The organism is Niallia sp. XMNu-256 (assembly GCF_036670015.1).
GTDB lineage: Bacteria > Bacillota > Bacilli > Bacillales > Cytobacillaceae > Bacillus_BD.
Genome location: NZ_CP137636.1, coordinates 2525648 through 2549958, shown reverse-complemented (window position 1 = coordinate 2549958; position 24311 = coordinate 2525648). Strand labels below are relative to the sequence as shown.

The window sequence follows — 24311 nt, the reverse complement described above, 5'->3', positions numbered from 1 at the left end:
AGACGGAATAGTCTATTACATCGTTGAAATTATCGGTTTTTTTGTTTTTAAAGAAGGAAGGAAGATGAAAAATGAACGTAGAGAATTATTATCACAGTTTTAAAATCACAGTAGAACGGTTGACTATGTATCGACGGGAGGGAGAAAGATGAACCTTCTTATGCTCGTATTATTTTTTATGGTTATTATACTTTCATTGTTAAGCTCGATCGTGTTATTAAGTTCAAGGATCTCTGTGAATTATGTTCGTGTACATATTGGAGTGGTTTCACTTCCTCCGATCCTTGCACTGTTTGCTCTTGTTTTCCAACAAGATGATCTCATTTGGGGACCTTGGAGATTTAACTCTTTATCATGGCTGTTGGCCCTTTTTGTACTGACTATGGGGCTGATTATGCAACGCTACTCTGTCCATTATTTACTTGGTGAACGCTCATATCGAAAATATTTTTCACTTCTAACACTTACTACGGTTGCTGGCTCTCTTGCCTGGATCAGTGAAGATCTTCGCCTTCTCCTCATTTGTTGGGGGATGACTCTTATCGGGTTGACTTGGATGATTCGATTAAAAAAAGAATGGTCAGTAGCACGAAGAGCCGCATCCTTTATGGGACGTTTATTTACAATGAGTTGGCTTTTTTTACTATTTGCGACCCTATGGTTGGCTGTCGCAACAGGACAGTGGCAGCTTTCACATATAATGAGTCCTCATAGTCTAGCAGGCTTAGAATCGTGGGAAAAAACCTCTATTAACCTTTTATTAATCATATCTGTCGTAATCCCATCAGCTCAATGGCCATTTCAGCGTTGGTTATTAGACTCGGTAGTGGCTCCAACACCCGTTTCAGCCGTGATGCACGCAGGAATTGTGAATGCAGGAGGAATCATCTTAACCCTTTTTGCACCATTATTTAACGGGGATATCACACAGTTTGTCTTACTGATTTTATCGGGGATTTCCGTCTTGATGGGCACAGGAATTATGCTCGTCCACGTAGACTACAAACGGCAGCTGGTAGGTTCAACCATTGCACAAATGGGGTTTATGCTGATTCAGTGTGCATTAGGTGCTTATGCCGCTGCGATTATTCATGCAATCTTACATGGTCTATTTAAATCAACATTATTTTTGCAAGCAGGATCGGCTCTTCGTCAATCTGACCATAACAGGAGACCAAACCAAACGCTTTCCTTCACAGAGGCATGTTCTGGCTTAGTAATAGGGATTTTCGCAGCGGTGGGTTATTGGTTCACTTCTACGGATGTAGGGTATCGATTCATTAGTGCGACTATCTTAGGAAGTTCAGTCATGTATGCCTGGAAGCAACTGGTCCTTTTTGGATACGGCCGTATCGGTCGTCTCGCAGGGTTTGCTGTTTTTATTGCTGGAGCGTTGATGTATGGTCTCGTTCATTCCAGTTTTCACGGTCTATTACATGAAACAGTTGCGATAAATAATCAACCTTCGATCCCTGCCATTATATTTGTTTTATTTATTTTATTAACCGGAAATATGGTCGGTTTATGGCTATATCGAAATCAAACTTCTAAAGCCTTTTCAGTTATGTACCTTTGGCTCATACAGTTAGGTGAGCCACATCCTGATACGGTTGAAAGTCATCCTAAGTATTTAACGGAATCAATGTCCCAAGGAGGTAATAAAGCATGAATACAGTTTTATCTTATCCTTATGAAAAAAAAGCGAATGAGTTCGAGCTTAATGTGAAAAAAATGGTAGAGAAAGCAAGCCATGTCATTGTGCCATTAGGACCGATCACATCCTTTGCGGCTAGGCACCCATGGGTAAATATGGAAGAGCAATCATTTGAAAGGGTGGCTCGCTTTCTAAAAGAGATGAATGATGTCGATATTTTTCCAAATGATTCCTTAATCAAATCAGCCTGGGAACAGGGGGAAATTAAAAGCGAGATTCTAGAGACAGGACTGCAAAACTGGGTGAATGATCAGCATCTTGAGTTAGATCAAGGGGTTGCCCTGCAATATTGTAAAGCAGCGTTGGGTTTAAATAACCAAGCTGCCGAATCATTATCTTTGACACAATTAAAAAGCGTGGCAAAGAAATTAAATCGCTTCATGCCAAAAACGACTGAGAAACATGTGATACAAACATACAGTCAACTTTTAGAAAAACAGGGGAAGCCAGAGGTGATGAAGGCTCTCAATTCCCATATGATCAAGTGGTGTAAATTATACTCTGATGAGTCTCAGGCTGTTTGGTCGATGCCAAATCGCAATAGGGGCTTTTATCACTCATGGAAGAGACTGGTTCAACATGACCCAGCCTTACATCCATCTATACGTAAAAAGTTTAGTAACTTACCAAATGAACCTGAACAGTCTTTGAAGGAAATCTTCATCGCTTTAGAAATCCCATATACAGAGATGATCGGATATTTGCAGGCCCATTTACTTGCCTTACCAGGCTGGGCCGGAATGATGCTATGGCGTTCACAGCAATATGTTGATGACAAAAATTTACTATTAGACTATTTGGCGGTTCGGCTTTCAATGGAGTGGGCGCTTGTTCAGCCCTATTTGCCAATGTCCCAGCAGAAGGAGAAGAACAAAGTCTCTCTCGAACAACTATTATCTAATTGGTTTCATTGGGGGAAGATGCCTATCCCCACCTGGCTCCAACTTTCGTCAGCTGAAACAGAAGCCCGTTTGAAACTCTCTTATCGTTTCGATCAGTTTGTCCGCAGTCGACTTTGGCTAGAAGCTTGGGAAAAAACGTATGAGGCTCAGTTGAAACAAAAAATTACGTCCCATTTTAAAAAAGAAGCCAATTCTATAAATAAGAAGGCTATGGCACAGTTTGTTTTTTGTATTGATGTACGATCAGAGCCGTTTCGTCGTCAACTTGAAAAGGAAGAGGCTTTTGAAACATTTGGCACAGCAGGCTTTTTCGGACTACCGATTGAAACATGCAAGCTTGGGAGTGAACACCGTCACCCCTCATTGCCCGTCATGTTTAAACCGCAAATACGAGTGAAAGAATTCACAAATGATAACGAATTAAAAACCTATCAACAGCGTAAAGGTGTGTTCTCCGCAACAAGTAGGACGTTCAAAGGGATGAAACATCATGGACTAGCTAGCTTAATGCTGCCAGAAGTTAGTGGACTTTTACTCACGGTTCAAACGTTCGCTCGAAGTTTTGTGCCAAGGAAGGCAGCAGCTATTTTACGTAAAGCCCGGAAAAATTGTCTTGAAAAACCTTCAGCTGAATTAACATTAACGAATACGAAACATGGGAATGCAGGATTACCGCTTGGCTTTACTGAACAGGAAAAAGTGTCCTACGCAAGCCAAGCTTTGAAAATGATGGGACTGACAGAACATTTCGCTCCTCTAGTTGTGATTTGTGGTCATGGAAGTCGCAGCTTAAATAATCCATATGCTTCCTCTCTTGATTGTGGTGCCTGTGGAGGGGCATCTAGTGAATTTAATGCACGGGTTTTAGCTTCTTTGTGTAATCTTCGTGAAGTAAGGCAAGCTCTTCAGTTGGAGGGGATCACCATTCCAGCAGATACGAAATTTATTGCTGCTGAACACATCACAACAACCGACGAATTACGTCTAATTTATGTTCCAGACCTTTCAGGCAATGCTAGAGAAGCGTATAATCAAATTCTCCAAGTTTTGCCTAAAGTAAAAAAGAAGGTAAGTGCTGAGCGGATGAAACAACTTCCTACGATTTGCTATAAAGGCAAAAATCCGACGTTTGAAGCAGAGCGTTTTTCAGTAGATTGGAGTGAGACTCGGCCTGAGTGGGGACTTGCAAGGAATGCAACATTTATTATTGGGAATCGTAAGCTCACTCGGGATTGCGATCTAGATGGAAGAGCCTTTCTCCACAACTATGATTGGCAGAAGGATAATAGTGGCACAATATTAGCTAATATTATCAAAGGACCGGCCACAGTTACTCAGTGGATTAACCTGCAATATTATGCTTCCACCGTAGCCCCTCATTATTATGGAAGCGGGAATAAAACGACTCAAACTGTAACTTCAGGGATTGGGGTCATGCAAGGTAACTCAAGTGATTTATTATCAGGTCTTCCATGGCAGTCCGTAATGAGTTCTGATCACGATTTTTATCATCACCCATTAAGATTATTAGTGTTGGTTCAAGCACCTAAAAACTACATTGAAAAACTATTAAAACAAGATCATGCCTTTCATCAAAAAATTGAAAACGGTTGGATTCGGCTCACATCGATTGATGAGGCAGGGAACTGGGTAAGTTGGTCTTAACGACTTTCCCAGAACAAGTTTATATTTATAAGTTTTCTATAAAGTAAAGGAAAGGGAACGATTATGGATAAAACAAAAGGAACGGTAGAAGCTGAAATCAGTAAAGCCTTAACGCATTGGGAGAAGAATTATCTTGGGAGAGGTTCGGTGTCTGTTAAATCAGACATCTTACGAGATATGATTATTGTTAGCTTACGCGGAATCTTAACTCCTGCTGAATATTCGGTATGTAAAGATAAAAAAGGGTTGTTAACGGTGAAAGAAAATCGAAATAGTTTGGTTGAATCCGGTGTGGAAGAATTAAAGAGAATTATATTTACGATCACAGGTATGGAGGTCTTGAGTTTTTACACGGATTTAAGTACACAAACAGGGGAAAGAGTTATGGTCTTTAAACTCTCAGGTGATCTACAATATCAATTAGCATAAACACACTTGTCGAAACTTACTAGCATAGAGGTACGAATGTAAGGGGGAGATTCTATGTCTTTAGAAAAAAATAAAAAGGTCCTATTCGTAGTGGGACCCAATCAGGAATTAGACTATGGGGATATAAAGCGTAGATATCATTTTCTACCAGAAGAGATCGTTGTTTTAGAAAGCGATGAGATAAACAGGCTTCAACCTTACGGCGATTTAATGAGGGATATTCTTTTGCAAATATATGGAAGAAATATTGAAGAAATCTTCATTATCAACAAAATAAAAGAACCTAACGATGAGGAAGAAATCCTCGAAAAGGTTAAGGAAGTTTTAGATTTAGAAAAAAACAACTCTACAGTAGATTATCTTTTTAAATATTGTAAAAATGAATACCCAAACAGAACCTTAAAGGAATGGCTTATTGAAAATCATAGATCTATTGAACCTAAACAGAATATAAGTGAAGTCATTTGCAGTCATCCATTAATGCCCGATTCTATTAAGGTTAGAGAATTAAGAGTGTAAGGAAGATAGATACCAGGGGCCTTTCAGTATTTGGATGGTCCCTGGTATTTTTTTATCAAGTTTTATCCTCTTCCAAGTATTGTTTTACTTTTGGTGGTTGATAAGAAGAAAATTGATTCAGCAATCCTTCTGGTTCAGTATCCACAAGCGCCATCGTACGAAACTTTTCATCCATGAACTTTTCATCAGCCATTTGATTAAATAGCGTGATTAGGGGATTAAAATAGTGATTGATATTTAAAAATCCGATCGGCTTCTTGTGGAGACCTAACTGAGCCCATGTAAAGATTTCAAAAAACTCTTCTAATGTACCTGGACCACCAGGCAATGCCATAAATCCATCCCCCAACTCAGCCATTTTTGCTTTTCTCTCATGCATGGAACCAACAATGATCAACTCTGTTAGATTCTCATGTGACCTCTCTTTATCATCAAGAAACTCGGGCATCACACCAATAACATGTCCACCAGCATCTAATACAGCATTTGCGACTGCTCCCATCATACCTACACTAGAACCGCCATAGACTAGTTGAATTTTACGTGATGCAAGTTCTTGACCTAGTCTTTTTGCTTCTTCTATATATACACTAGATGCTCCTTCACGCGACCCACAAAATACAACAATACTTTTCACTAATGTTCTCCTCCTAAAAATCCGTCACTTTTTATATATTATTTTTTATATGAAAAAATATGTAAACAAAGGACTTGTTCTTCTTCTTTACTAGTTTTTTAAAGAAAGGGAGGGGGGATGCTAAAGGAAACTAAACTCTAATCTTTTAATACCACAAAAAAATAGCATTCAACCCTATTTGGGAACGCTGCTACCTCAATGTAGTCCATCGGACAGTCTGATACCAACGACCAAGATGTACTAACAATTGTCGCTTATTTTTTATGGGAGTAAGACCTCCACTTCAAGATTTTAAGTATAATAAAAGAAGATAAGTGAAGGATCAAACTGCCTGTAAAGCTCCGAAATAATGAACACAGACTAAATGCGCCTCCGGCAACGTCTCCGTGACCACACTCTATGGAAAAGTTACATTTGCGGATTGCTCCATTTGAACTTTCTTTTTTTGGCGCTGTCTAATCATGGTTTCTAAAGTCCCTGATCCCATAATGACACCTGTAACGATGAACACAAATCCCATTAGATGAGCTGGTTTTATTGCCTCTTGAAGAAGCAATGCTGCACCTATAACCGAGAATAGGGTGTTTAGATTTAGAAAAATAGAAGCCGTGGCTGCCCCGACTCTACCGATCGCATAATTATAGATCATTTGTCCAAGACCTGTTGATAACACCGCTGAGAGGAAAAATGCTCCCCAAACAGAAGAGAATCCATTTATAAAGGATACTAAACCGGTTGGTTCTAGACTAAGGCTAACGAAAAAAAGGATAATGGAACCGAACATCAACATATAAGCAGTTAATAAAACGGAATCCATTGTTTTTGCCGCTTTATTAATTAAAATAAATCCAAAGGCTTGAATAAAAATAGATAGAAATACTTCAAAATCTCCGATATTAATTCCCTGTAATTCCCCGCCACTGCCAAAAAGGACAGTTAAACTAACACCTATACTAGCTAAAATAAAGCCGATCGCAGCGATTATAGTAGGCTTATTTTAAAAAATAACATGGATAATAATACCGACAAAAGGGGTGCCATACCTAAAATAAGGCCTGCGTTCAATGCAGATGTTTGGGTCAATCCCACCGCCAAGAAAAAGTGGTGAGAGACAATACTTGTTAAAGAGCCTCCAATGATATATCCCCATTCATTTTTATGTGGTAGACGAATCCGATTTGACACCCCAAGAATAAGAAAGACCGTAATCGCTGCAACTAAAAGTCGAAAAGATGTAGCTGTTACAGCAGGAACATGATCAACGATTATTTTCACAAACGAAACATTAAATCCCCAAAAAACCATATTTACAACTAAAATAAAATAAACTTTTACTCTACTCATATGTCTTATCAAATCCTTCCTATCATCCTATCCATTTTAGCATCATTAAAGTTTTGTGAACATGAAAGGATTTAGAAAAATAAAACAAATAAAATAAATTAAACAAAGAAACGATTCCTATGCTACTCCATTTTTTAAAACTAGAAAAATAATGAAGTGTACACAGGAACCGTCTGTTTATAACTTTTCAACCTTTACAAAGGTGTTAAAAAATGCATAGTTATTAGAAAAAAATTCTTGATTACTAGAAATATCTTGCTCTGCAGGTAAAAGTTCATTAATGGTAAGGTCTGAATTAGGGTACCAGCCTTGATAGACCATGATGATATCTTTAGGCACTTGTTTGCTGCAAATAGCTTTAATTTCAATACAAGCCTGCTCGTTGTATATCTTAACAATATCCCCATTTGTAATACCTAGGTCTGTAGCCGCATTTGGATGGATGACAGCAAGTGCTTCTGACTCATCAGACAGATTAAGAAAGTGGAATTGAGAGTTAAAAGCATATGGATGATGAGGAGTGATGAACCAAAAAGGATACTCCTTTGGCGGTAAATCTTTAATCATAGGTTTACTCGACACAGATTTTAATTCATTCTTATGTTTATTAGAGAAATGCTGATTTGTTTCAAAATCATGAAGAGCCCCTAACATCTGTCTTTCTATTAAATCTGAGACATTTCGAATTGAATAAAGGTGAAGCACCTCATCATTAAATTGTGCATTTAGATACTCCTCTTCTGAAGAGGAGACAGGAAATGTGCTTAAAGAAGACAAGTGTCCATTTAGTTTTTCCGCTAATTCGGTCATAATTTTCCACTCGCTTCTACTTTCATAATAAGGAGATATGGCTTTTTCGTTTAACGCAATTCCTTTATGCCACCAGCTTATAATAACATCCATTTCTTCAAAATGGGTGGTAGTAGGAAGGATGAGATTTGACATTTGAGCTGTTGGTGTCATGAACTGATCTATTGTTATAACAAATGGAATCTCCTTTAGAAATCGCTCAACCGCTCTAGAATCAGGCTCTTGAGTTAACGGGTTTGCACAAGAAATAAGTAACATTTTAATAGGTGGGTCTGTTAGCTTACCTTTATTATTTACACTCATGATCCGATTGTTCCTTAATAACTTTTCGGGAGTTTGATTATTAAAAATCATCGAGTCATGGTCTCTAAAGAAAATACCCCCTCCGACTTTTTCGATATCTTCATGTATAAAAGCTAATTGTTCAATCCAATTCATCGTTTGTCTAAAGTTGGAATGCTTTTGCAGTCCTGTACCAACTACATAGGAAACAGTCTCAGCATCTATGAGCCAAGTCAATAGAAGGGTTAATGCTTCTTTGGATACATCACAAATCGTTAAATATTCTTCTTCATTTATTTCATTTAAAAGGTTAATAAACTCCTTGCAATCATCAACTTTTAAGAATCTTTTATCATATGCTTGCTTCTCAATCAAATGTTTTATTAGTAGACTTGCGAACGCTCCGTCGGTACTAGGACGTAACTGGATAAATAAATCTGCTAATTCTGCTGTTTGAGTGTAAAGCGGATCAATGACGATGATTTTTGCGCCTTTTATTTTTGCTTCTATTATATATGGAATGAGATGTATATTAGTCGCAGCCGGATTTGCTCCCCAGATAATAATCATTGAGGCCTCTTTAATTGAAGAGGGGTCACGACCAATCATTGCCTCATTATGGGTTCCAATCGAATGTAAGCTTGAAAATAAATAAGAAGAGCTAAACATTCTTGTTGTTTCTCCAAGACTAGAAAAAAAGTCATCTGTTACATAATGATGGACACCAATATTTCCTGAACCTTTAAATAAAGCAACAGGGAGAAAACTGCTAAATTGATGATGTATATTCAATAATTCACTTATGATCAGTTGATAAGCTTTTTCCCAAGTAATTTGAATAAACTTTCCTGATCCTTTTACTTTTTGATAGTAAGGATATTTTAAACGATCCCGATGATTATTTTTTTCTGCATAAGAAAACCCTTTTGCACAAAGCTTTCCCTTTGTATAGGGATGTCTAATATCCCCTGTAATATGATGAATGGAATCATTTTCGATATGTGAAATCATCGTGCATGAACTTGGACAATTTCTAGGGCAAACATTGTGATACTTTCTTACTTTACGATGATTCATTTAAATTCTCCTTGTATTGGAAGTCATATGAGTATATTTTAGCAAAATTTAATCTTCTACGGATTGTTAAATATCACTCTTATTGACTGAGATGAATTTGTTTTATTTTTTGTGCCTGATATCACTGAAAATAGCTGAGGCACATGTGAAAATAAAAAAGAGTACAAGAAATTAAATGTGTATAACTGAAGAAAAACTTCAAAATTACTTATTAAATATAACGATAAAAGGGATTTGTACGGAAACACCTCAGAAAGTAGGAATGACTCTATGACCTCACGTTTAGTATTTTCCATTGATCTTAACAGATGTATTAATTGTAAAACATGTGAAATGGGTTGTAATGATTTTTACGGGTTAATGGGGATGCATCGTAGAAATGTCGTAACAATAGAAACAGATTCAGATCAACCTCAATTGCATATCTCGATCTCTTGTAATCATTGTGTGAACCCTGTTTGTGTATATAGTTGTCCTGAAAATAATTTTCAAGTACGTGAAGACGGAATTGTTGTTCATAATCCAAACAACTGTAAAGGTTGCAAAAGATGTGTTGAGGCCTGTCCGTTCGATGCCCTAAAGTTAAATCCAAAAACAAATCGGGTAGATAAATGTAATTTTTGTGTGGACCGAATTGAACAGGGTTTAAGACCAGTATGTGTAGAAAACTGCATAACAAGTGCATTAAGCATCATGAGGGTGGATGCAGATGAAATTAAGTCTAATAATTTCCAAGATGCAGATGTACCGATTGTTGCTTACACAAAACCTTCTATTAATATAATCAAAAAACGAACAGGGCATATTTTTTTAAGGGAAGGATGATCGATAAATATGAAGGTCTTATTACAGGACATTTTATTTTATATTCCGCTCTATCAACTTACGTTTTTAACACCATTGCCAAGGGGAGAAACTTATTTTGAGGACATTTTAACAACCATTCCTGATCAGTGGTTTAAACGACCAACTTTACTCCTTCTAGATCATAATGAGGAGTGTTTAAAACTGAGCAATAAAAAAATTGTCAATCGATTAATACAAGATTCGAACCTTATTGGAATTGTCATTTGTCAACAACATGAAAAGGTCATTCAAGAGGACTGTCTCTCCCTAATGTCGGAATGTAGAGTTCCAATCGTGCGAACAGAAGAGTCAATAACTATTGATGATTTTCTTAAACCTCATATACAGCATCGCGCCTTTAGTATGCTAAGTATAGAGTTAAACGGCTTTATGAATAAAGGGTTTATGAATATTGTAACTAATCTATCCTTAGCTCTAGAAACACCTTTTCTCTTTTTTGATGAAAACGATCAACTTCTTTGGAAAATCGGATTTCAAGAAGATATTGAAAAGGCGTTTCAGTGGTTACAAAATAATCGATTTAATAATAGGAAGACAAACAATCTTTCTCCTAATTTATCAGAACAAAACGCCGTTGTGGAGAGAGAGGATCTTTATGAACCATATATTATGAATATTGCAGGACAGGTTCAACTAACTCTCGTTACGAATGCAAATTTGGAAGAGTGGCAGAAGATGATCATTGATAAGTTTATCGGATTGTCGGTTCTTTTTTTTCAAACAGATGAAATCATTCGGGATCAACAGGAGAAAATGAAGGAGCATTTTATTTATGATCTTCTTTATCATAAGTTTGAATCGAAGAAGGTTCTAGTGAAACAAGCAAAAACATGGGGCTGGAACTTGGATAAACCACATCATTTATTAGTCATTGATGTGACTTTATCTGATGAATGGATGATTCATTTAGAGTGGAAGGATGAGATGGTTGCTTTTTTAGAGAATGATTTATCCCATTTAAATGAAGAAACGATCCTTTTTCCATTCCAGGATCAGATCGTCGTACTGTTGAAGGATGATGAAAATCGTAATCCAAGTAATCGAAAAAAGTTTGTATGTGAACTAGCTGAGACGATCGAAAAGAAGCTTACGCGTAAATGGACAGGTTGCCAATTTCGTTTAGGTATTGGGAAATGGTATCAAGATACTGTGAACCTTAATAAAAGTTATCAGGAAGCCAAAATGGCTTTACAATTTGGCAAAGTGTGGTTGGAAAATAATCATGTCTTTCATATTAATGACTTAGGTATCTTTAATCTCATTATTCATTTACATAAGGAGATTTTATACGACTACTGTGAAGAATATCTATCAGCTTTAATTGAAAGTGATCAGAAGCAAGGCACAGAATATCTAAAAACCCTTAAGTCCTATTTTCAGTATCAAGGAATTATTAATGATGTCGCAGATGCTTTATACATTCATCCCAACACATTAAGAAACCGACTAAAAAAGATTGAAGACATGACCGGTGTGTACCTTCAGAATAACGTAGATTTTCTAAATTTAATGGTCGCGATTAAAATTTATTATTCGATTTCTTTTTAACATTCATCGCCCATTTTAGGCTCCTTTTATACTGAAATGATTCATATTATCAATGGTTGATAGTGAATATGTCTAATTTGTGACGTCGTGTTAAAGGTTAAAAGCGTTCATCAAGTGAAAAACATCACCATCATTCACTGTTTATTCAAGGACTCGTCAATTATTAGACAAATATTACGTTACATCGAAGAAGCGGACTGTAAAATCAGCACAATTTAAGGGGCCCAAGTGTAGAAGAATCCACACTCCTCATTTGGGGTGGTTCATATTAGAATCGTAAGTGAGAGAAAAACACTCATAATATAAATCAATATATATATATAGTTCTCTATTTTAATCGTTTTTTATATGGGAAATGAAATGGAGTGAAATACAAGATGACGATATCAAGAAGAAATTTTATTAAAGCTGGTGCAGCGGGAACAACAGCATTAGGGATCTCAGGTTCTCTTTTCTCGAAAAAGTGGTTTCAAACCGCTGCTGCAAAAGATCAACAACCTGCGGAAAAACTAGCTTACACTTACCATACAACCAACTGTGGTGGACGTTGTGCTTTTGAATGTACGGTAAGAGATGGAAAACTTGTAAAGATTGTACCTAATAATTGGACAGATAAGCGTTTTTCAACGGTCTGTTTAAAAGGGTTAAGTGAGTTGGAAAGAATTTATAGTCCAGACCGACTGCAAACCCCATTAAAACGTGTGGGTGAAAGAGGAGAGGGAAAGTTTATTCCAATTTCATGGGATGAAGCGCTTACCACCATTGCAGATAAATTAAAGGATTTAAAGAGTAAACATGGTGGAGAGTCGATTCTGTTTAGTTGCTCAACAACTGTAGAGTACGCTTATCCGTTCTTGCCATCGCTTCTAGGTGCACAATTTGCTATTGAAAGTGGCATCGACATTGGCTTAGCGAATGGGTTGGAAGAATGTATCGGCGGACAGGCCTATGGTTATGTACAGAACGAAACATCGGACTGGGTAAACTCAAGTACAATCATTCTATTAGGATGTAATACACTTGAAACAAGTCTTACAGATTCAAAGTTCTTCTTCAAAGCAAAAGAAGCGGGAGCAAAAATTATCTCGATTGATCCTACATATACAACAACTGCTTCTAAATCGGATCAATGGATTGCCATTAAACCTGGTACAGATGCGGCTCTATTGCTTGGAATGGTTAGCATTATCCTAAATAACAATTGGTATGATCACGATTACTTAGTGAAAAATACATCCTCACCGTTTTTAGTCAGACAAGATAATCAACAATTATTAAAGGTTAATGATGCTGAAGAAGGTGGAGAAAACAATCCATTCCTTGTTTGGGATGAAAACAGTAATTCTCCAAAGCCTTACCATGCTGACGGTGTGAAAGCAACTTTAGAAGGGGAGTTTACGGTTAATGGGGTAAAAGTAAAAACCGTATTTACTTCATTAAAAGAAAATCAAAAGGAATATACCCTTAAATGGGCAGCTGAAAAAACAGAAATTGATGAAAATATCATTTATGAACTAACGAAAGATTATGCGACTCGTGGCCCGGCCGTCCTTGGATGGGGATTTGGCGGTGGAGATAAGTATATGAATGCAGATATTACTGGTCATACAGGAGCGATTCTTGGTGCCTTAACGGGTAATATTGGACGAGCTGGTGGTGCTGTTGGAAACGCTTTATTCCATGGGACATCATGGGGAGCTACTTTAGGAACATGGGAGCTGCCACCAGAGTTTAAAGCGACGCCACTTGAGATGACAACACCAGACATGCGTGAAAAACCAAACTCTGTAAAAGCTGTTATTAATATCGGCAATACACTGCAACAGCATTTTGCTAATTTGAGTAAAACGATCGATTGGATTAATACACTAGATTTTGTTGTGACGATTGATCCTTTCCACAATCCAAGTGTAGATTTTTCAGATATCGTTCTTCCGGCTTGTACAAGCTTTGAGAATGAATATGATATTGTGAACATGCAAGTGAACCGTTCACATGTTCTGCTTTCACAGAAAGTTATAGAGCCTTTACATGAAAGTAAGTCAGATTTTCAAATTGAAAAAGAATTGGCACAAAAGTTAGGTTATGCGCAGTATTTACCTAAGACACCTGAAGAATATCAAAGAGCACGTCTGAATTCCGATGATCCCGCTCTAAAAGGAATCACCATTGAAAGTCTTCTCAAGAATAATTGTATTGAGCGCTTAAAGGTACCAGATGAGCCTTATCGTGGTTTTATGAATCAAGAGTATAAGACACCATCTAAGAAAATGGAACTATATCATGAAAAATTAGCAGAAGACCATCAAGCGCTGCCAAACTTTGAAGAAGCGGGAGAGGCTTCAAAAGATAATCCATTAAGAAAAAAATATCCTCTGCTATTTAGTCAGGCACATACGAAATATCGTGTTCATTCCCAATTTACGAATGCGAAATGGATTAATCAAATTGATCCAGGTCCACGTTTAGAAATGAATCCAAAGGATGCACAAGGCAGAGATATCAAAACGGGTGATATCGTAGAAGTATTTAATGATCGCGGTAGCTTTAAGGCGAACTGTAAACTAACAGAATCGCTCCGACCAGGTCAAATACGATTGTATGAAGGCTGGTGGACCAAGCATATGGAAGGGGGAAATCTTCAAAATGTCACAAATGACAAATTGAATCCTCGTCAGTATAAGTTACGTTATGGTCCAGTTATTCCATTTAATGATACGTTAGTTGAAGTTAAGAAAATATAAGGCGGTGAGTGTATGACAAAATTAGGAATGGTTATTGATCTAAATAAATGTATTGGGTGTCATACTTGTGTAAATGCTTGTAAAATGCAAAATAATGTTCCAATGGGAATGCTTTGGAATCGAGTTCTGTCTGAAGGAACCGAAGAAATTGATGGAGTACAAGGGGTTTATCCAAATCTTGAGAAGAAATATATTCCTGTGGCATGTCAACATTGTGAAAACGCTCCATGTGTAAAAGTTTGCCCAGTTGAGGCAACTTACAAAGACGAGAATGGTCGAGTGCTAATTGACTATAATCGCTGTATTGGCTGTCGTTATTGTATGGCTGCATGTCCTTATAATGTTCGTGTCTTCAATTGGGAAGAGGCGATTCGTCATCCTGGATTTAATTATGGGGATAGCAATGTACCTGTACGTCCTGTCGGAGTTGTTGAAAAGTGCTCGATGTGTCAAGAAAGAACCGATGATGGATTGGATCCAATGTGTGTAGTATGTTGTCCGGCTGAGGCAAGAATTTTCGGCGATTTGGATGACCCTAACAGTGAACCATCTCGTTTAATTCGGGAAAAGAACGGAGATACCCTTTTAAAGGAAAAAGGGACGAAACCACAAGTCTATTATCTGGGCTTATGATTGGAGGGATATAACGAATGAGTCGAAATTTTTCTATATGGATAGGTGTCGTTAGTATTCTAAGTTTAGCAGGGTTCGTTGCTTTAGGTTATCAGCTAATAAACGGACTTGGTGTTACAGGGATGAATAATGCGACCTCATGGGGTCTTTATATTATCATGTTTATGTTTTTTGTTGGACTATCTGCCGGTGGATTGATTGTTTCTTCATCGGCTACCGTTTTCAACATTCCATCCTTTAAAGTTGTTGCAAAGCCAGCTACGATTCTATCAACAGTTTGTATTATAATTGCAGCTGTATTTATCATGGTTGACTTAGGTAGCCCTTTTCGCTTTTTAAATTTACTTATACATTCCCAATTTAAGTCACCCTTAATGTGGGATGTTGTAGTAGTTACTCTTTATTTAATGGTGAATGTGGTTTATCTTTATTTAATGACTCGAAAGGAGCCAAATCAAAAGGCGCTGTCTATTATGTCAAGAGTTGCGCTCCCTGTTGCGATACTTGTTCACTCTGTAACAGCTTGGGTATTTGGACTGCAAATTGCCCGTGCGGGATGGCATAGTGCTTTAATGGCTCCATTGTTTGTAGCGTCTGCTTTAGACTCCGGTCTCGCCCTTCTTCTAATTGTTCTTGTGGTTTTGAAGAAGTTAAATGTATTTTATGTAGAGAAAAAATTAATTACGACTTTAGCAGGTCTCTTAGTTACTTGTGTAGCAGTTGATGCATATATGGTTTTCGCAGAAGTCTTGACGATGTACTATCCACAAGATGAAGGGATGATGCTCGTCTTAAATGAAATGTTGAAAGGATCCATGGCACCATTTTTCTGGGGAGAAGTGATCTTAGGTTTTGTGATTCCATTAGCTATTCTGCTATTTAAAAAGAATCGCGAAAAAACGAGCTTAGTTATTTTTTCATCTGTGTTAATTATCATAGGTGTATTCTTTAAACGGGTCTGGCTCCTTTTAACTTCATTTATTCATCCGAATGTTGAAGGGGCACCAGGGATCACTCTTGGGTCATATGTTCCGAGTGACAGTCCGAATGTATTTCCAGACTTTTGGACACTTCACGGACAATATGCACCGTCTTTCATCGAACTGACTGTTGCAATTGGAATGATCGCATTTGGAGCACTGCTCTTTACAATCCTTTCACGTTTGATTCTGATGGATCGTAAGAAGCAATCAACACCTTCAGATTTAATCGAATTTGAGGGTACGAAGGCAGCACAATAAAGGGGATGAATCGTTATGAAAGAATCTTGGAATGAGATATGGAATTTACGTACGTCCTTATATAGCTTTTTGGGTAATAGTTTACTAGAGCCGATAAAGGAAGCGGAGCCAGTGGCATTCACGAGAAAGTTTTGGGTAGATTTTCCATTAGAATGTGCTAACTCATTATGAACGGAAAGCCTGTTATGGACCATAGTAATTGTGTCCAATGTTGAGAATGTATGGCAGCATGCCCTGTTCAAGCCATTGCGGGTATTCTTCCCAAAAGGAAAATAAAACAAAGCGATCTTGTTATTTCAGATCGCCAATTTCCGACAACAACAGAATTGCTAATACTCCATAAAAAAGGAGTCAAATCCATCACTTTTGAAGATAAATCCCTTATGGAAAATGGAGTAAATCGGATTGAACAAGTAAATGGCATGCTTCAGGAGTTAGGACAATGTCCCTTTTTAACTTCAACTAATTCTGTTGAGGAAGAGGAAACATGCTCAAGAAGAGAATTTTTCTTACTATGGAAAAAAGAAAGTAAATCTTTAATGAAAGAGATGACTCCTGCTAAGTGGCGGTTTAATCATAAAGCTTTAGATTTACGACAGTATTACACAGACTATCAATTTACCAACGTAAAGGTTGACATTGATAAGTGCTCACTCTGTCATGTTTGTGAAAGAGTCTGTGAGCAAAAATGTTTTGCTATTCAAGAGGAGCACTTTTCTCTCTCAATGAAGGAATGTACTTCATGTGGTTTATGTGCAGATGTCTGTCCTGAACAAGCGATCTTAATAGAGGACAAAATTTTAACAACAAAAAAAATGGACATTCCTATTTATGAGAAGGAGTGTAAGTGTTGTAAAAACACATTTAAATCGGTCCGTGAGCATGATGAATTTTGTACAACCTGTACAAAATTAAAGCAATTCTTGTAGAAAGGAGAGTTAGGATGATATCTAATATTGGAATTCCAGGTTTAATATTAATCTTAGTCCTTGCCCTGATAATATTCGGACCTAAAAAGTTACCCGAACTCGGGCGTGCCGTTGGTCAAACCTTAAAGGAATTTAAAAACTCTACTAAAGATTTAATCGTTGATGAAGATGAAAAAAATGAAGATAAGGGTAGAAATGCAATTTAAAGAGATTCATATAAAGGGTATCTGTTTCATAGCTACTCTTTATATGAATCTATTTTTATAGGCGTCTTTTATCCTATTGTTGAGATTGGTTCCCGGTTGTTTTTGTGAAAAAATCCCATATAATGGAGGCCGCATCTGGACCAAGAGGATCTGTGTATATTCCATTCTCATTTCCTCCTGGCCAAGCATGATGCATTCCATGAATGAGCCAATATTCCATTAATGGAGTATTGTTATTTTCTTTATAGATTTGTTGAGTATAGCCTCTTCCATTGGTGGATATTCCTGCGTTTACCACAGAAGGAGTTGCGTTTACTTTTCCTATACCGCCTTCAATGCGAAAATTGGTCTGTGCCCATTGAATGATTAGCTGTTCACCATTAATAGGATAAACTCTCGTATCACTTACTCCATGGAAAACAATAACGGGCATTTTTTGAGGGATTCCTGTTTCCTTAAATGCCTTTTTCATTTCAGTAAACGCGGTATTTCCACATTCATAGGGGTCGATTACCCCATATTTCAGGACATAATCTGCTGTTCGAGTCCATGGTTCCAACCATATATTTGAATTTACCGCATCGTATGGTAGTCCTGCAACAATAGCAATTCCACTAAAAATATCAGGATATGTAACTCCTAAGATACAAGCCATTGCTCCACCCGCGGATAAACCCGCTGCAAAAACCTTATTCCAAATGATTTGGATATGATAATCGTTCTTTAGAATTTTTTCCGCATGATAAATCATATCGACAATACTTTTAGGAAGTCCCTTTCCACGATGTTGATTAGAGTCTAAGAACCAGTTCCAACAACCTTCGACATTAACTTTACGCGGATCATCCAGTGGATAATTATATAAGCGATCCATTTGAGGATAAAGAAGAATGAAACCTTCTTTTTCAGCTAGAGAATTCATTTTAGTTTCTTCTGCAAATTGGTCAGTGTCCTGTTTACACCCATGAAGCATAACAATCAAGGGCAAATCCTTTTCCTTTATGAAGTTTCTAGGTACGTATAGTTTATACATGAAACTTTCAAACTGATACTCCTTAAATTCACCCATCGTTTACCACTCCTTCAATTAAAAAAACATATAATAAATAGGATATTCATCTTCATTGGTCTTCTGTATGTTTGAAGTCAACAAACCTCTACGATAGCATTTAAAGTCAAAGGGTATTCAATTGTAATTAAATTCCTTCTCCTTGGACAAACTTATTCTGATAGATATTTATAAAGGAGGAATATAATTTGACAAATGATATCAAACAAAAAATGGAGCGTATATGGGTTGAAACATGTGGTTCCTGGGACAATTGTAATGATGAAAATATTCAGTCATTCCTATCACAATGCCTGGAGAAGGGAATAGACCCACAATATTGTATGAGCTGGGTCGAACAACACAGCAATCAAATCCCTAATTGGTCTACGGTTTCTAAAGTATCCCTCGAATGGGTCAATGAACATACATCAACGGGTTCGTCTATTAGTGGATTTGAAGCAGAGTAACAAGGATACTTAGGCAATCCCTCTTGATTATTGTTAGGGGATTGCCTGACCTGGAATCCGGATTTTAAACTTCTAGCAGGGATCTTTAAACAATCGTATCCATCTCGACCAAATCTCTTGGTGTAATAATGGCTAATGGTTTTTCTGACTTTTTTCCATTAGTAGTAATGATAACCGCCTCCAGTCTGCGGTTCTTTTGATGATAATTCTCAAAAATTTCTTCGACTTCAAACATATCTGTCTCTTTATCAACAAACTCAACTGGTTTTGGTTTACTAATCCCATACAAGTCCTTCACTATAATATTCTCAAGACGAATGGTTTTATCGGACAGATTTTGTGCCATCCATTGAATAATACATTCTGCTGTTAATAACCATTTATAATTGTTTTGATCGTAAATTGGAAAAATGGAATAAGGTTTTGTTTTAATAATCTTTAATACATCAAATAGTTTGGCATTTTCATCGTAATAAACGACTGGCCTGGATCCGACCAATAGAACATTTTTCGGCTGAAAAACCAATGAGGCTATTTTTTCGATTTGTTCCACCACTTTTTCATGGGGCTCTGCTATGTAAAAGCCTTTATCAATTTTTTCGTGAACAATCGAATTTCGTAAACGAGCAAACATTTTTAAATCATGATAATTTTTTCGGATGAGTGAATGCTGTGGGAATCCACCTTTTAATAATTCAGTAAACTTATCAGTGTGGGTGCCCTTAATATTTTTTCTTAACCAACTATGAATCTGGTTAAAAGCTACTTCAAATCGCTCTGAATAACTACTTTCTACTTTTGTCGCCATTCTCTATGTTCCCCCAATTAAAAACTATTCGTAACTATATAACTCTACCAAAAAATCCAGAATTAATAAGAATATTTTAACAAACGAAAACAATTGATTCAATTAAGTAAATAAACCACTGCATATACTGGTAAAAAATGTTTAATAAATGTAATAATGTAACAAACCTGTAATAATCATACCAATTTTTTTGCAATGACAGAATGGGACATAAATGGTTTAATTTAGAAGAATAGCAGCAAGGAGGATTTCAACATGATGAAAAAAATAGGTACAGTTTTATTAGGAGCAGTGTTATCATTGTCTATTCTATTTCCATCTGCTTCTTTCGCAGCTAGTACATACAAAGTAGTTCCTGGTGATACTCTTTGGAAAATAGCTGTAAAAACAACAACAGGAATTGATGAAATAATTAAAGCAAACCTGCAAATTCCGAATATAAACATCATTTATCCTGGGCAAAAAATTAATATTCCATCAAACAATGGGTATTCAGCTGAACAAGAAGTGATCCAATTGGTGAATCAAGAAAGAGCCAAACAGGGGTTACCCGCATTAAAATATGATTGGGAGCTTGCTAGAGTAGCAGAACACAAGTCTCAAGACATGCGTAACAAAAAATATTTCAGCCATACAAGTCCAACGTACGGATCTCCATTCGATATGATGAGAGCATACGTAATTCAGTATAAGGCCGCAGGGGAAAACATTGCGATGGGTCAGCGGTCAGCGAAAGAAGTTGTGAATGCATGGATGAACAGTTCAGGTCACAGAGCAAATATTCTAAATGCTAATTTTACTCATATTGGCGTAGGGTATGTAGAGGATGGCCATTACTGGACTCAAATGTTTATTAAAAAATAATAGAAGCGAAACAGACTCTATCTCCTATAAAGAGATGGGGTCTGTTTTTGTTTGAATGGATTAACGTTTATCGATCTTTTGAATGGCAACTAACTCCATTCTCGCTAGACTGGTTATTGAGTTAGCTGTTGTTTCAAAATAAGATTGGACAACTGGGAATTTATAGTCAGTGATAGCGTTTACACTATTGTAACACTATAAAGATTATTTAAAAATATTAATATAAGTGTTAGAATAGAAGAATGGTTGGTTGAGAACGGGAGGAATTCTTTTGAGTAATCGATTATGGACAAAAGATTACATTGCAGTCTGTTTAACTACTTTTCTTATGTTTTTAAACTATTATTATTTGCTTGTGACCATTCCGATCTATTTAATTCAAGATCTACAAGGAAATACCGGACAAGCTGGATTGTTAGTGGCATTATTTTATTTGGCAGCGATTATGATTCGCTTTTTTGCAGGAACATGGATTGAGTCTTATGGTCTTAAAAAGGTGTTTTTAGCCTCACTGATTATTTATCTAGGTGCTGCATTTATGTATTTTTTCAGTACATCATTTACGAGTTTATTGATTTTACGGTTGATTCATGGGATTGGATTCGGAATGCTTACTACAGCAACAGGAACAATTGTTGCAAATATTATTCCTCACGGTAGAAAAGGGGAAGGTATGGGTTATTACGCACTAATGATGAATATTTCAATGGCATTAGGACCGTTTGCTGGTCTTTTGGCAATGAACCAATGGGGCTCCTCGGTCATGTTCGCGGTAAGTGCAGCAAGTGTGGTAATAGGTACATTTACGGCATTATTAATCTCCGTGCCTAAGGAGAGCAAAGTAGTTGTATCTGAAAAAGCAGTGAAGAAAAAAGGATGGAAGGTGACAGACCTTATTGAGGTGTCTGCAATGCGGATATCACTTGTCAGTTTCTTCTTTGCTCTCGTATATTCATCGATTGTTTCATTTGTGTCCGTCTATGCAGAGGAACGACAATTAACTGAAGTTGCTAGTTATTTCTTTATTGTTTATGTTATCGTATTAATTCTATCAAGACCATTTACGGGAAAATGGTTTGATCGACACGGAGCCAATGTCATCATGATTCCTTCGATTATCAGTTTTGCTATTGGAATGTTTTTACTTAGCCAAGCGAGTGGTGCCTTTATCTTCTTACTATCGGCTGCTTTTATCGGTCTTGGTTGGGGGACGATCTTTCCAACGGCACAGACTGTTGCTATTCAAATTGCGCCACCCGATCGAAAAGGTGTTGCCACGGCAACTTATTTATCAACAATGGATTCCGGAATTGGTCTCGGCTCTTTAATTGTTGGAATCTTAGGTGCACAAATTGGATATAGTTCTGTCTATTTTTATGGTTCCATTTTTGCGCTTGCAGGATTGTTTGTTTATCACTTCTTGCATGGAAAGGTAAGTCAAAGTGCCAGAGAACTTGCAAAGGAACAAGTATTAAGTCAAGTTAAATAGAAACGAAAAAAGGCTGTTCAATAGAGCGGGGGCACCCTCTCATGAATAGCCTTTTTTCCTGTTTCTTTAACTGCATTGGATCCAAATGCTTAAAAATACCTTGTTAATTATCTGAATAAATGATATATTCTAACAAAATGGATCCAATGTAGGGGAGATGTAAACAATTGGAACAAGATACAGGAGAAAAATCCACGGTTGTTCAATTAGTGACGAAAAGTCTTAGGAGAGCAATTTTAAATGGAACATTAAAAAATGGGGATCGTCTCGTTCAAGAAGAGTGGGCAGAAAGGTTGAATGTCAGTCGAATGCCAATCCGGGCAGCCTTAACTCAACTTCAAAATGAAGGATTAGTTGAATTAGTTCCGCATAAAGGAGCGATTGTCACACCAATCACAAACGAAGACATTGAGGAAATTTATCATACTCGTTCCTTATTAGAAGGTCTAGCGGTTGAAAAATCACTTGCTTTCCTAATAAAAGAGGATAAAAAGCAACTAGGGAATATCCTTATTAAAATGGAAGAATTAGAGATTTCCGAAGAGACTAATGATTATTATATACAACTCAACACTACTTTTCATGAAACCTTAAGAAAAGGTTGTCCATGGCCAAGGGTGAAAAAAATGGTCGAAACCCTTGGAATCTCTCCAATCGCACCAAGCCTTTTAGTAGATCATTATTATGAAACACAGAAAGAGCACCGAATGATCTATGAAGCAGTCTTACGAGGAGAATCCTCTGAGCTTAGATCTGCAGTAGAGTATCATATTTTACGAACCAAAAATAATTTAATTCAATATATGGATCGTTTAAACAGGGAAAATTAAAAGGGGTGTGGGCGAATGTTTGATTTTGCAATTGTTGGTGGCGGAATTGTTGGACTATCTACGGGGATGGCAATTTACAATCGTTTTCCAAACGCAAAAGTAGTAGTCATTGAAAAAGAAGAGACTGTTGCTGAGCATCAAACAGGACATAATAGTGGAGTAATTCATTCAGGCATTTATTATAAACCTGGTAGTTTTAAAGCCTGTTTTTCTAGACAAGGAAGTCAATCCATGAAGGAGTTTTGTCAGAAATATGACATTGACCATGAAATATGCGGAAAGGTGATTGTGGCCACCAAGCAGGAAGAAATCCCATTACTAGAGAATTTATATAAAAGGGGCCTGGAAAATCGACTAGATATTCAAAGAATTGGATCTGTTGAATTAAAAGAGATTGAACCCCATGTAAAAGGTCTTGGTGCAATTCGTGTTCCACAGGCAGGGATTGTAAATTATCGTCAGGTAAGTGAAAAGTTTGCAAGTATCATAGAAGAACATGGTGGCGAGATCCGCCTTAATACAAAAGTAGAAAAAATTCATGAAGAATCCACTGGGGTAACAATTGAAATAACTCGAGGAACCATTAAAGCAGGCTTGGTCATTAATTGTGCTGGGCTTCATAGTGATCGAGTGGCTTATGCAGCAGGATATAAAACTGATATGAAGATCCTTCCTTTTAGAGGAGAGTATTACAAATTAAAACCTGAAAAACGTTATCTAGTAAAACATCTTATTTATCCTGTACCAAATCCGAAATTTCCATTTTTAGGTGTTCATTTTACTAGGATGATCAGTGGAGAAGTCGATGCAGGACCAAATGCAGTTTTAAGTTTTAAACGAGAAGGATATAGAAAGACAGATTTCAGTGCAAAAGACCTTGCAGAGGCATTAACATATAGCGGGCTTTGGAAAATGGCAGGAAAATTTGCAAAAGAGGGTTTTGACGAATACATTCGATCCTTTAGTATGAAACAATTTACGAAAAGCCTGCAAGAGTTAATTCTTGAGATTAAAGAAGATGATTTAATTCCAGCTCCAGCAGGTGTTCGCGCCCAAGCGATAAGGAATGATGGAAATATGGTAGACGATTTTCATATCATTATGGGAAAAAGAACCATTCATGTTTGTAATGCTCCATCTCCAGCTGCAACTGCTTCGATTGAAATTGGAAAAGAGATCGTCAATCGCATACCAAAACAAATGAATTTAAAGGAGTCAAAGGAATCAGTTCAAATCATTAAATAGGAAAGGTTGA

At 37.0% G+C, this 24311-nt stretch carries 22 protein-coding genes; 16 read left to right on the top strand and 6 right to left on the bottom strand.

Annotated features, from left to right (window positions below):
- Positions 1 to 148: 148 nt before the first annotated feature.
- The 4 genes from R4Z10_RS12990 (at position 149) to R4Z10_RS12975 (ending at position 5229) form a co-directional block, all read left to right on the top strand.
- Entirely contained in the window at positions 149 to 1669 is a 1521-nt protein-coding gene (locus R4Z10_RS12990) for an NADH dehydrogenase subunit 5 (RefSeq protein ID WP_338469723.1), read from the top strand.
- Positions 1666 to 4281 (top strand): putative inorganic carbon transporter subunit DabA, encoded by a 2616-nt coding sequence (locus R4Z10_RS12985; protein ID WP_338469722.1) that lies wholly within the window; start codon positions 1666 to 1668, stop codon positions 4279 to 4281. The genes R4Z10_RS12990 and R4Z10_RS12985 overlap by 4 nt, the downstream gene beginning before the upstream one ends.
- A gap of 63 nt (positions 4282 to 4344) precedes the next feature.
- A complete protein-coding gene (locus R4Z10_RS12980) occupies positions 4345 to 4710 on the top strand; it encodes a DUF2294 domain-containing protein (RefSeq protein ID WP_338469721.1) in 366 nt (121 codons plus the stop codon).
- Positions 4711 to 4764: 54 nt separating this feature from the next.
- On the top strand, positions 4765 to 5229 hold the full coding sequence (locus R4Z10_RS12975) for a hypothetical protein (protein ID WP_338469720.1): 465 nt from the start codon (positions 4765 to 4767) through the stop codon (positions 5227 to 5229).
- Between the two features lie 55 nt (positions 5230 to 5284).
- On the opposite strand, the gene R4Z10_RS12970 is transcribed toward R4Z10_RS12975, so the two are convergent.
- From R4Z10_RS12970 to R4Z10_RS12955, 4 genes are all read right to left on the bottom strand, one after another.
- Positions 5285 to 5866 carry a TIGR00730 family Rossman fold protein gene (locus R4Z10_RS12970; RefSeq protein ID WP_338469719.1) on the bottom strand — a complete coding sequence of 194 codons (582 nt, stop codon included), beginning with the start codon at positions 5864 to 5866 and terminating at the stop codon, positions 5285 to 5287.
- A 397-nt stretch (positions 5867 to 6263) separates the two neighbouring features.
- Positions 6264 to 6704 carry a DMT family transporter gene (locus R4Z10_RS12965; protein WP_338473239.1) on the bottom strand — a complete coding sequence of 147 codons (441 nt, stop codon included), beginning with the start codon at positions 6702 to 6704 and terminating at the stop codon, positions 6264 to 6266.
- A gap of 143 nt (positions 6705 to 6847) precedes the next feature.
- The gene (locus tag R4Z10_RS12960; protein WP_338469718.1) at positions 6848 to 7210 is read right to left on the bottom strand and encodes a DMT family transporter; all 363 of its coding nucleotides are present in this window, start codon (positions 7208 to 7210) and stop codon (positions 6848 to 6850) included.
- Positions 7211 to 7387: 177 nt separating this feature from the next.
- The gene (locus R4Z10_RS12955; RefSeq protein WP_338469717.1) at positions 7388 to 9379 is read right to left on the bottom strand and encodes a molybdopterin-dependent oxidoreductase; all 1992 of its coding nucleotides are present in this window, start codon (positions 9377 to 9379) and stop codon (positions 7388 to 7390) included.
- A 270-nt stretch (positions 9380 to 9649) separates the two neighbouring features.
- On the opposite strand from R4Z10_RS12955, the gene R4Z10_RS12950 reads away from it, so the two are divergent.
- The 7 genes from R4Z10_RS12950 (at position 9650) to tatA (ending at position 17547) form a co-directional block, all read left to right on the top strand.
- Positions 9650 to 10204 carry a 4Fe-4S dicluster domain-containing protein gene (locus R4Z10_RS12950; protein ID WP_338469716.1) on the top strand — a complete coding sequence of 185 codons (555 nt, stop codon included), beginning with the start codon at positions 9650 to 9652 and terminating at the stop codon, positions 10202 to 10204.
- Positions 10205 to 10213: 9 nt separating this feature from the next.
- The gene (locus R4Z10_RS12945; protein WP_338469715.1) at positions 10214 to 11794 is read left to right on the top strand and encodes a helix-turn-helix domain-containing protein; all 1581 of its coding nucleotides are present in this window, start codon (positions 10214 to 10216) and stop codon (positions 11792 to 11794) included.
- Positions 11795 to 12171: 377 nt separating this feature from the next.
- Positions 12172 to 14538, top strand: coding sequence for a molybdopterin-dependent oxidoreductase (locus tag R4Z10_RS12940; RefSeq protein WP_338469714.1), 2367 nt, complete (start codon positions 12172 to 12174; stop codon positions 14536 to 14538).
- A gap of 12 nt (positions 14539 to 14550) precedes the next feature.
- The gene (dsrO, locus tag R4Z10_RS12935) at positions 14551 to 15171 is read left to right on the top strand and encodes a sulfate reduction electron transfer complex DsrMKJOP subunit DsrO (protein ID WP_338469713.1); all 621 of its coding nucleotides are present in this window, start codon (positions 14551 to 14553) and stop codon (positions 15169 to 15171) included.
- A 17-nt stretch (positions 15172 to 15188) separates the two neighbouring features.
- On the top strand, positions 15189 to 16412 hold the full coding sequence (nrfD, locus tag R4Z10_RS12930; protein ID WP_338469712.1) for an NrfD/PsrC family molybdoenzyme membrane anchor subunit: 1224 nt from the start codon (positions 15189 to 15191) through the stop codon (positions 16410 to 16412).
- 221 nt (positions 16413 to 16633) lie between these two features.
- The gene (locus R4Z10_RS12925; protein ID WP_338469711.1) at positions 16634 to 17341 is read left to right on the top strand and encodes a 4Fe-4S binding protein; all 708 of its coding nucleotides are present in this window, start codon (positions 16634 to 16636) and stop codon (positions 17339 to 17341) included.
- Positions 17342 to 17355: 14 nt separating this feature from the next.
- Positions 17356 to 17547 carry a twin-arginine translocase TatA/TatE family subunit gene (gene tatA, locus R4Z10_RS12920; RefSeq protein WP_338469710.1) on the top strand — a complete coding sequence of 64 codons (192 nt, stop codon included), beginning with the start codon at positions 17356 to 17358 and terminating at the stop codon, positions 17545 to 17547.
- Positions 17548 to 17620: 73 nt separating this feature from the next.
- Here tatA and R4Z10_RS12915 read toward each other — a convergent pair whose 3' ends face one another.
- On the bottom strand, positions 17621 to 18616 hold the full coding sequence (locus R4Z10_RS12915) for a PHB depolymerase family esterase (protein WP_338469709.1): 996 nt from the start codon (positions 18614 to 18616) through the stop codon (positions 17621 to 17623).
- Between the two features lie 188 nt (positions 18617 to 18804).
- Here R4Z10_RS12915 and R4Z10_RS12910 point away from each other — a divergent pair, with 188 nt between their 5' ends.
- Positions 18805 to 19065 (top strand): hypothetical protein, encoded by a 261-nt coding sequence (locus tag R4Z10_RS12910; RefSeq protein WP_338469708.1) that lies wholly within the window; start codon positions 18805 to 18807, stop codon positions 19063 to 19065.
- Between the two features lie 85 nt (positions 19066 to 19150).
- On the opposite strand, the gene R4Z10_RS12905 is transcribed toward R4Z10_RS12910, so the two are convergent.
- Positions 19151 to 19873, bottom strand: coding sequence for a CBS domain-containing protein (locus tag R4Z10_RS12905; RefSeq protein WP_338469707.1), 723 nt, complete (start codon positions 19871 to 19873; stop codon positions 19151 to 19153).
- Between the two features lie 255 nt (positions 19874 to 20128).
- On the opposite strand from R4Z10_RS12905, the gene R4Z10_RS12900 reads away from it, so the two are divergent.
- The 4 genes from R4Z10_RS12900 to lhgO all read left to right on the top strand — a co-directional run bounded on the left by R4Z10_RS12900 (position 20129) and on the right by lhgO (position 24301).
- Positions 20129 to 20737: a CAP domain-containing protein gene (locus R4Z10_RS12900; protein WP_338469706.1), complete on the top strand. Its 609-nt coding sequence runs from the start codon at positions 20129 to 20131 to the stop codon at positions 20735 to 20737.
- A 271-nt stretch (positions 20738 to 21008) separates the two neighbouring features.
- Positions 21009 to 22226, top strand: coding sequence for an MFS transporter (locus R4Z10_RS12895; RefSeq protein WP_338469705.1), 1218 nt, complete (start codon positions 21009 to 21011; stop codon positions 22224 to 22226).
- A gap of 167 nt (positions 22227 to 22393) precedes the next feature.
- Positions 22394 to 23056, top strand: a complete 663-nt coding sequence (locus R4Z10_RS12890) for a GntR family transcriptional regulator (RefSeq protein WP_338469704.1) — start codon at positions 22394 to 22396, stop codon at positions 23054 to 23056.
- A gap of 15 nt (positions 23057 to 23071) precedes the next feature.
- Complete coding sequence (gene lhgO, locus R4Z10_RS12885; protein ID WP_338469703.1) at positions 23072 to 24301, top strand: L-2-hydroxyglutarate oxidase; 1230 nt, start codon at positions 23072 to 23074, stop codon at positions 24299 to 24301.
- Positions 24302 to 24311 lie beyond the last annotated feature (10 nt).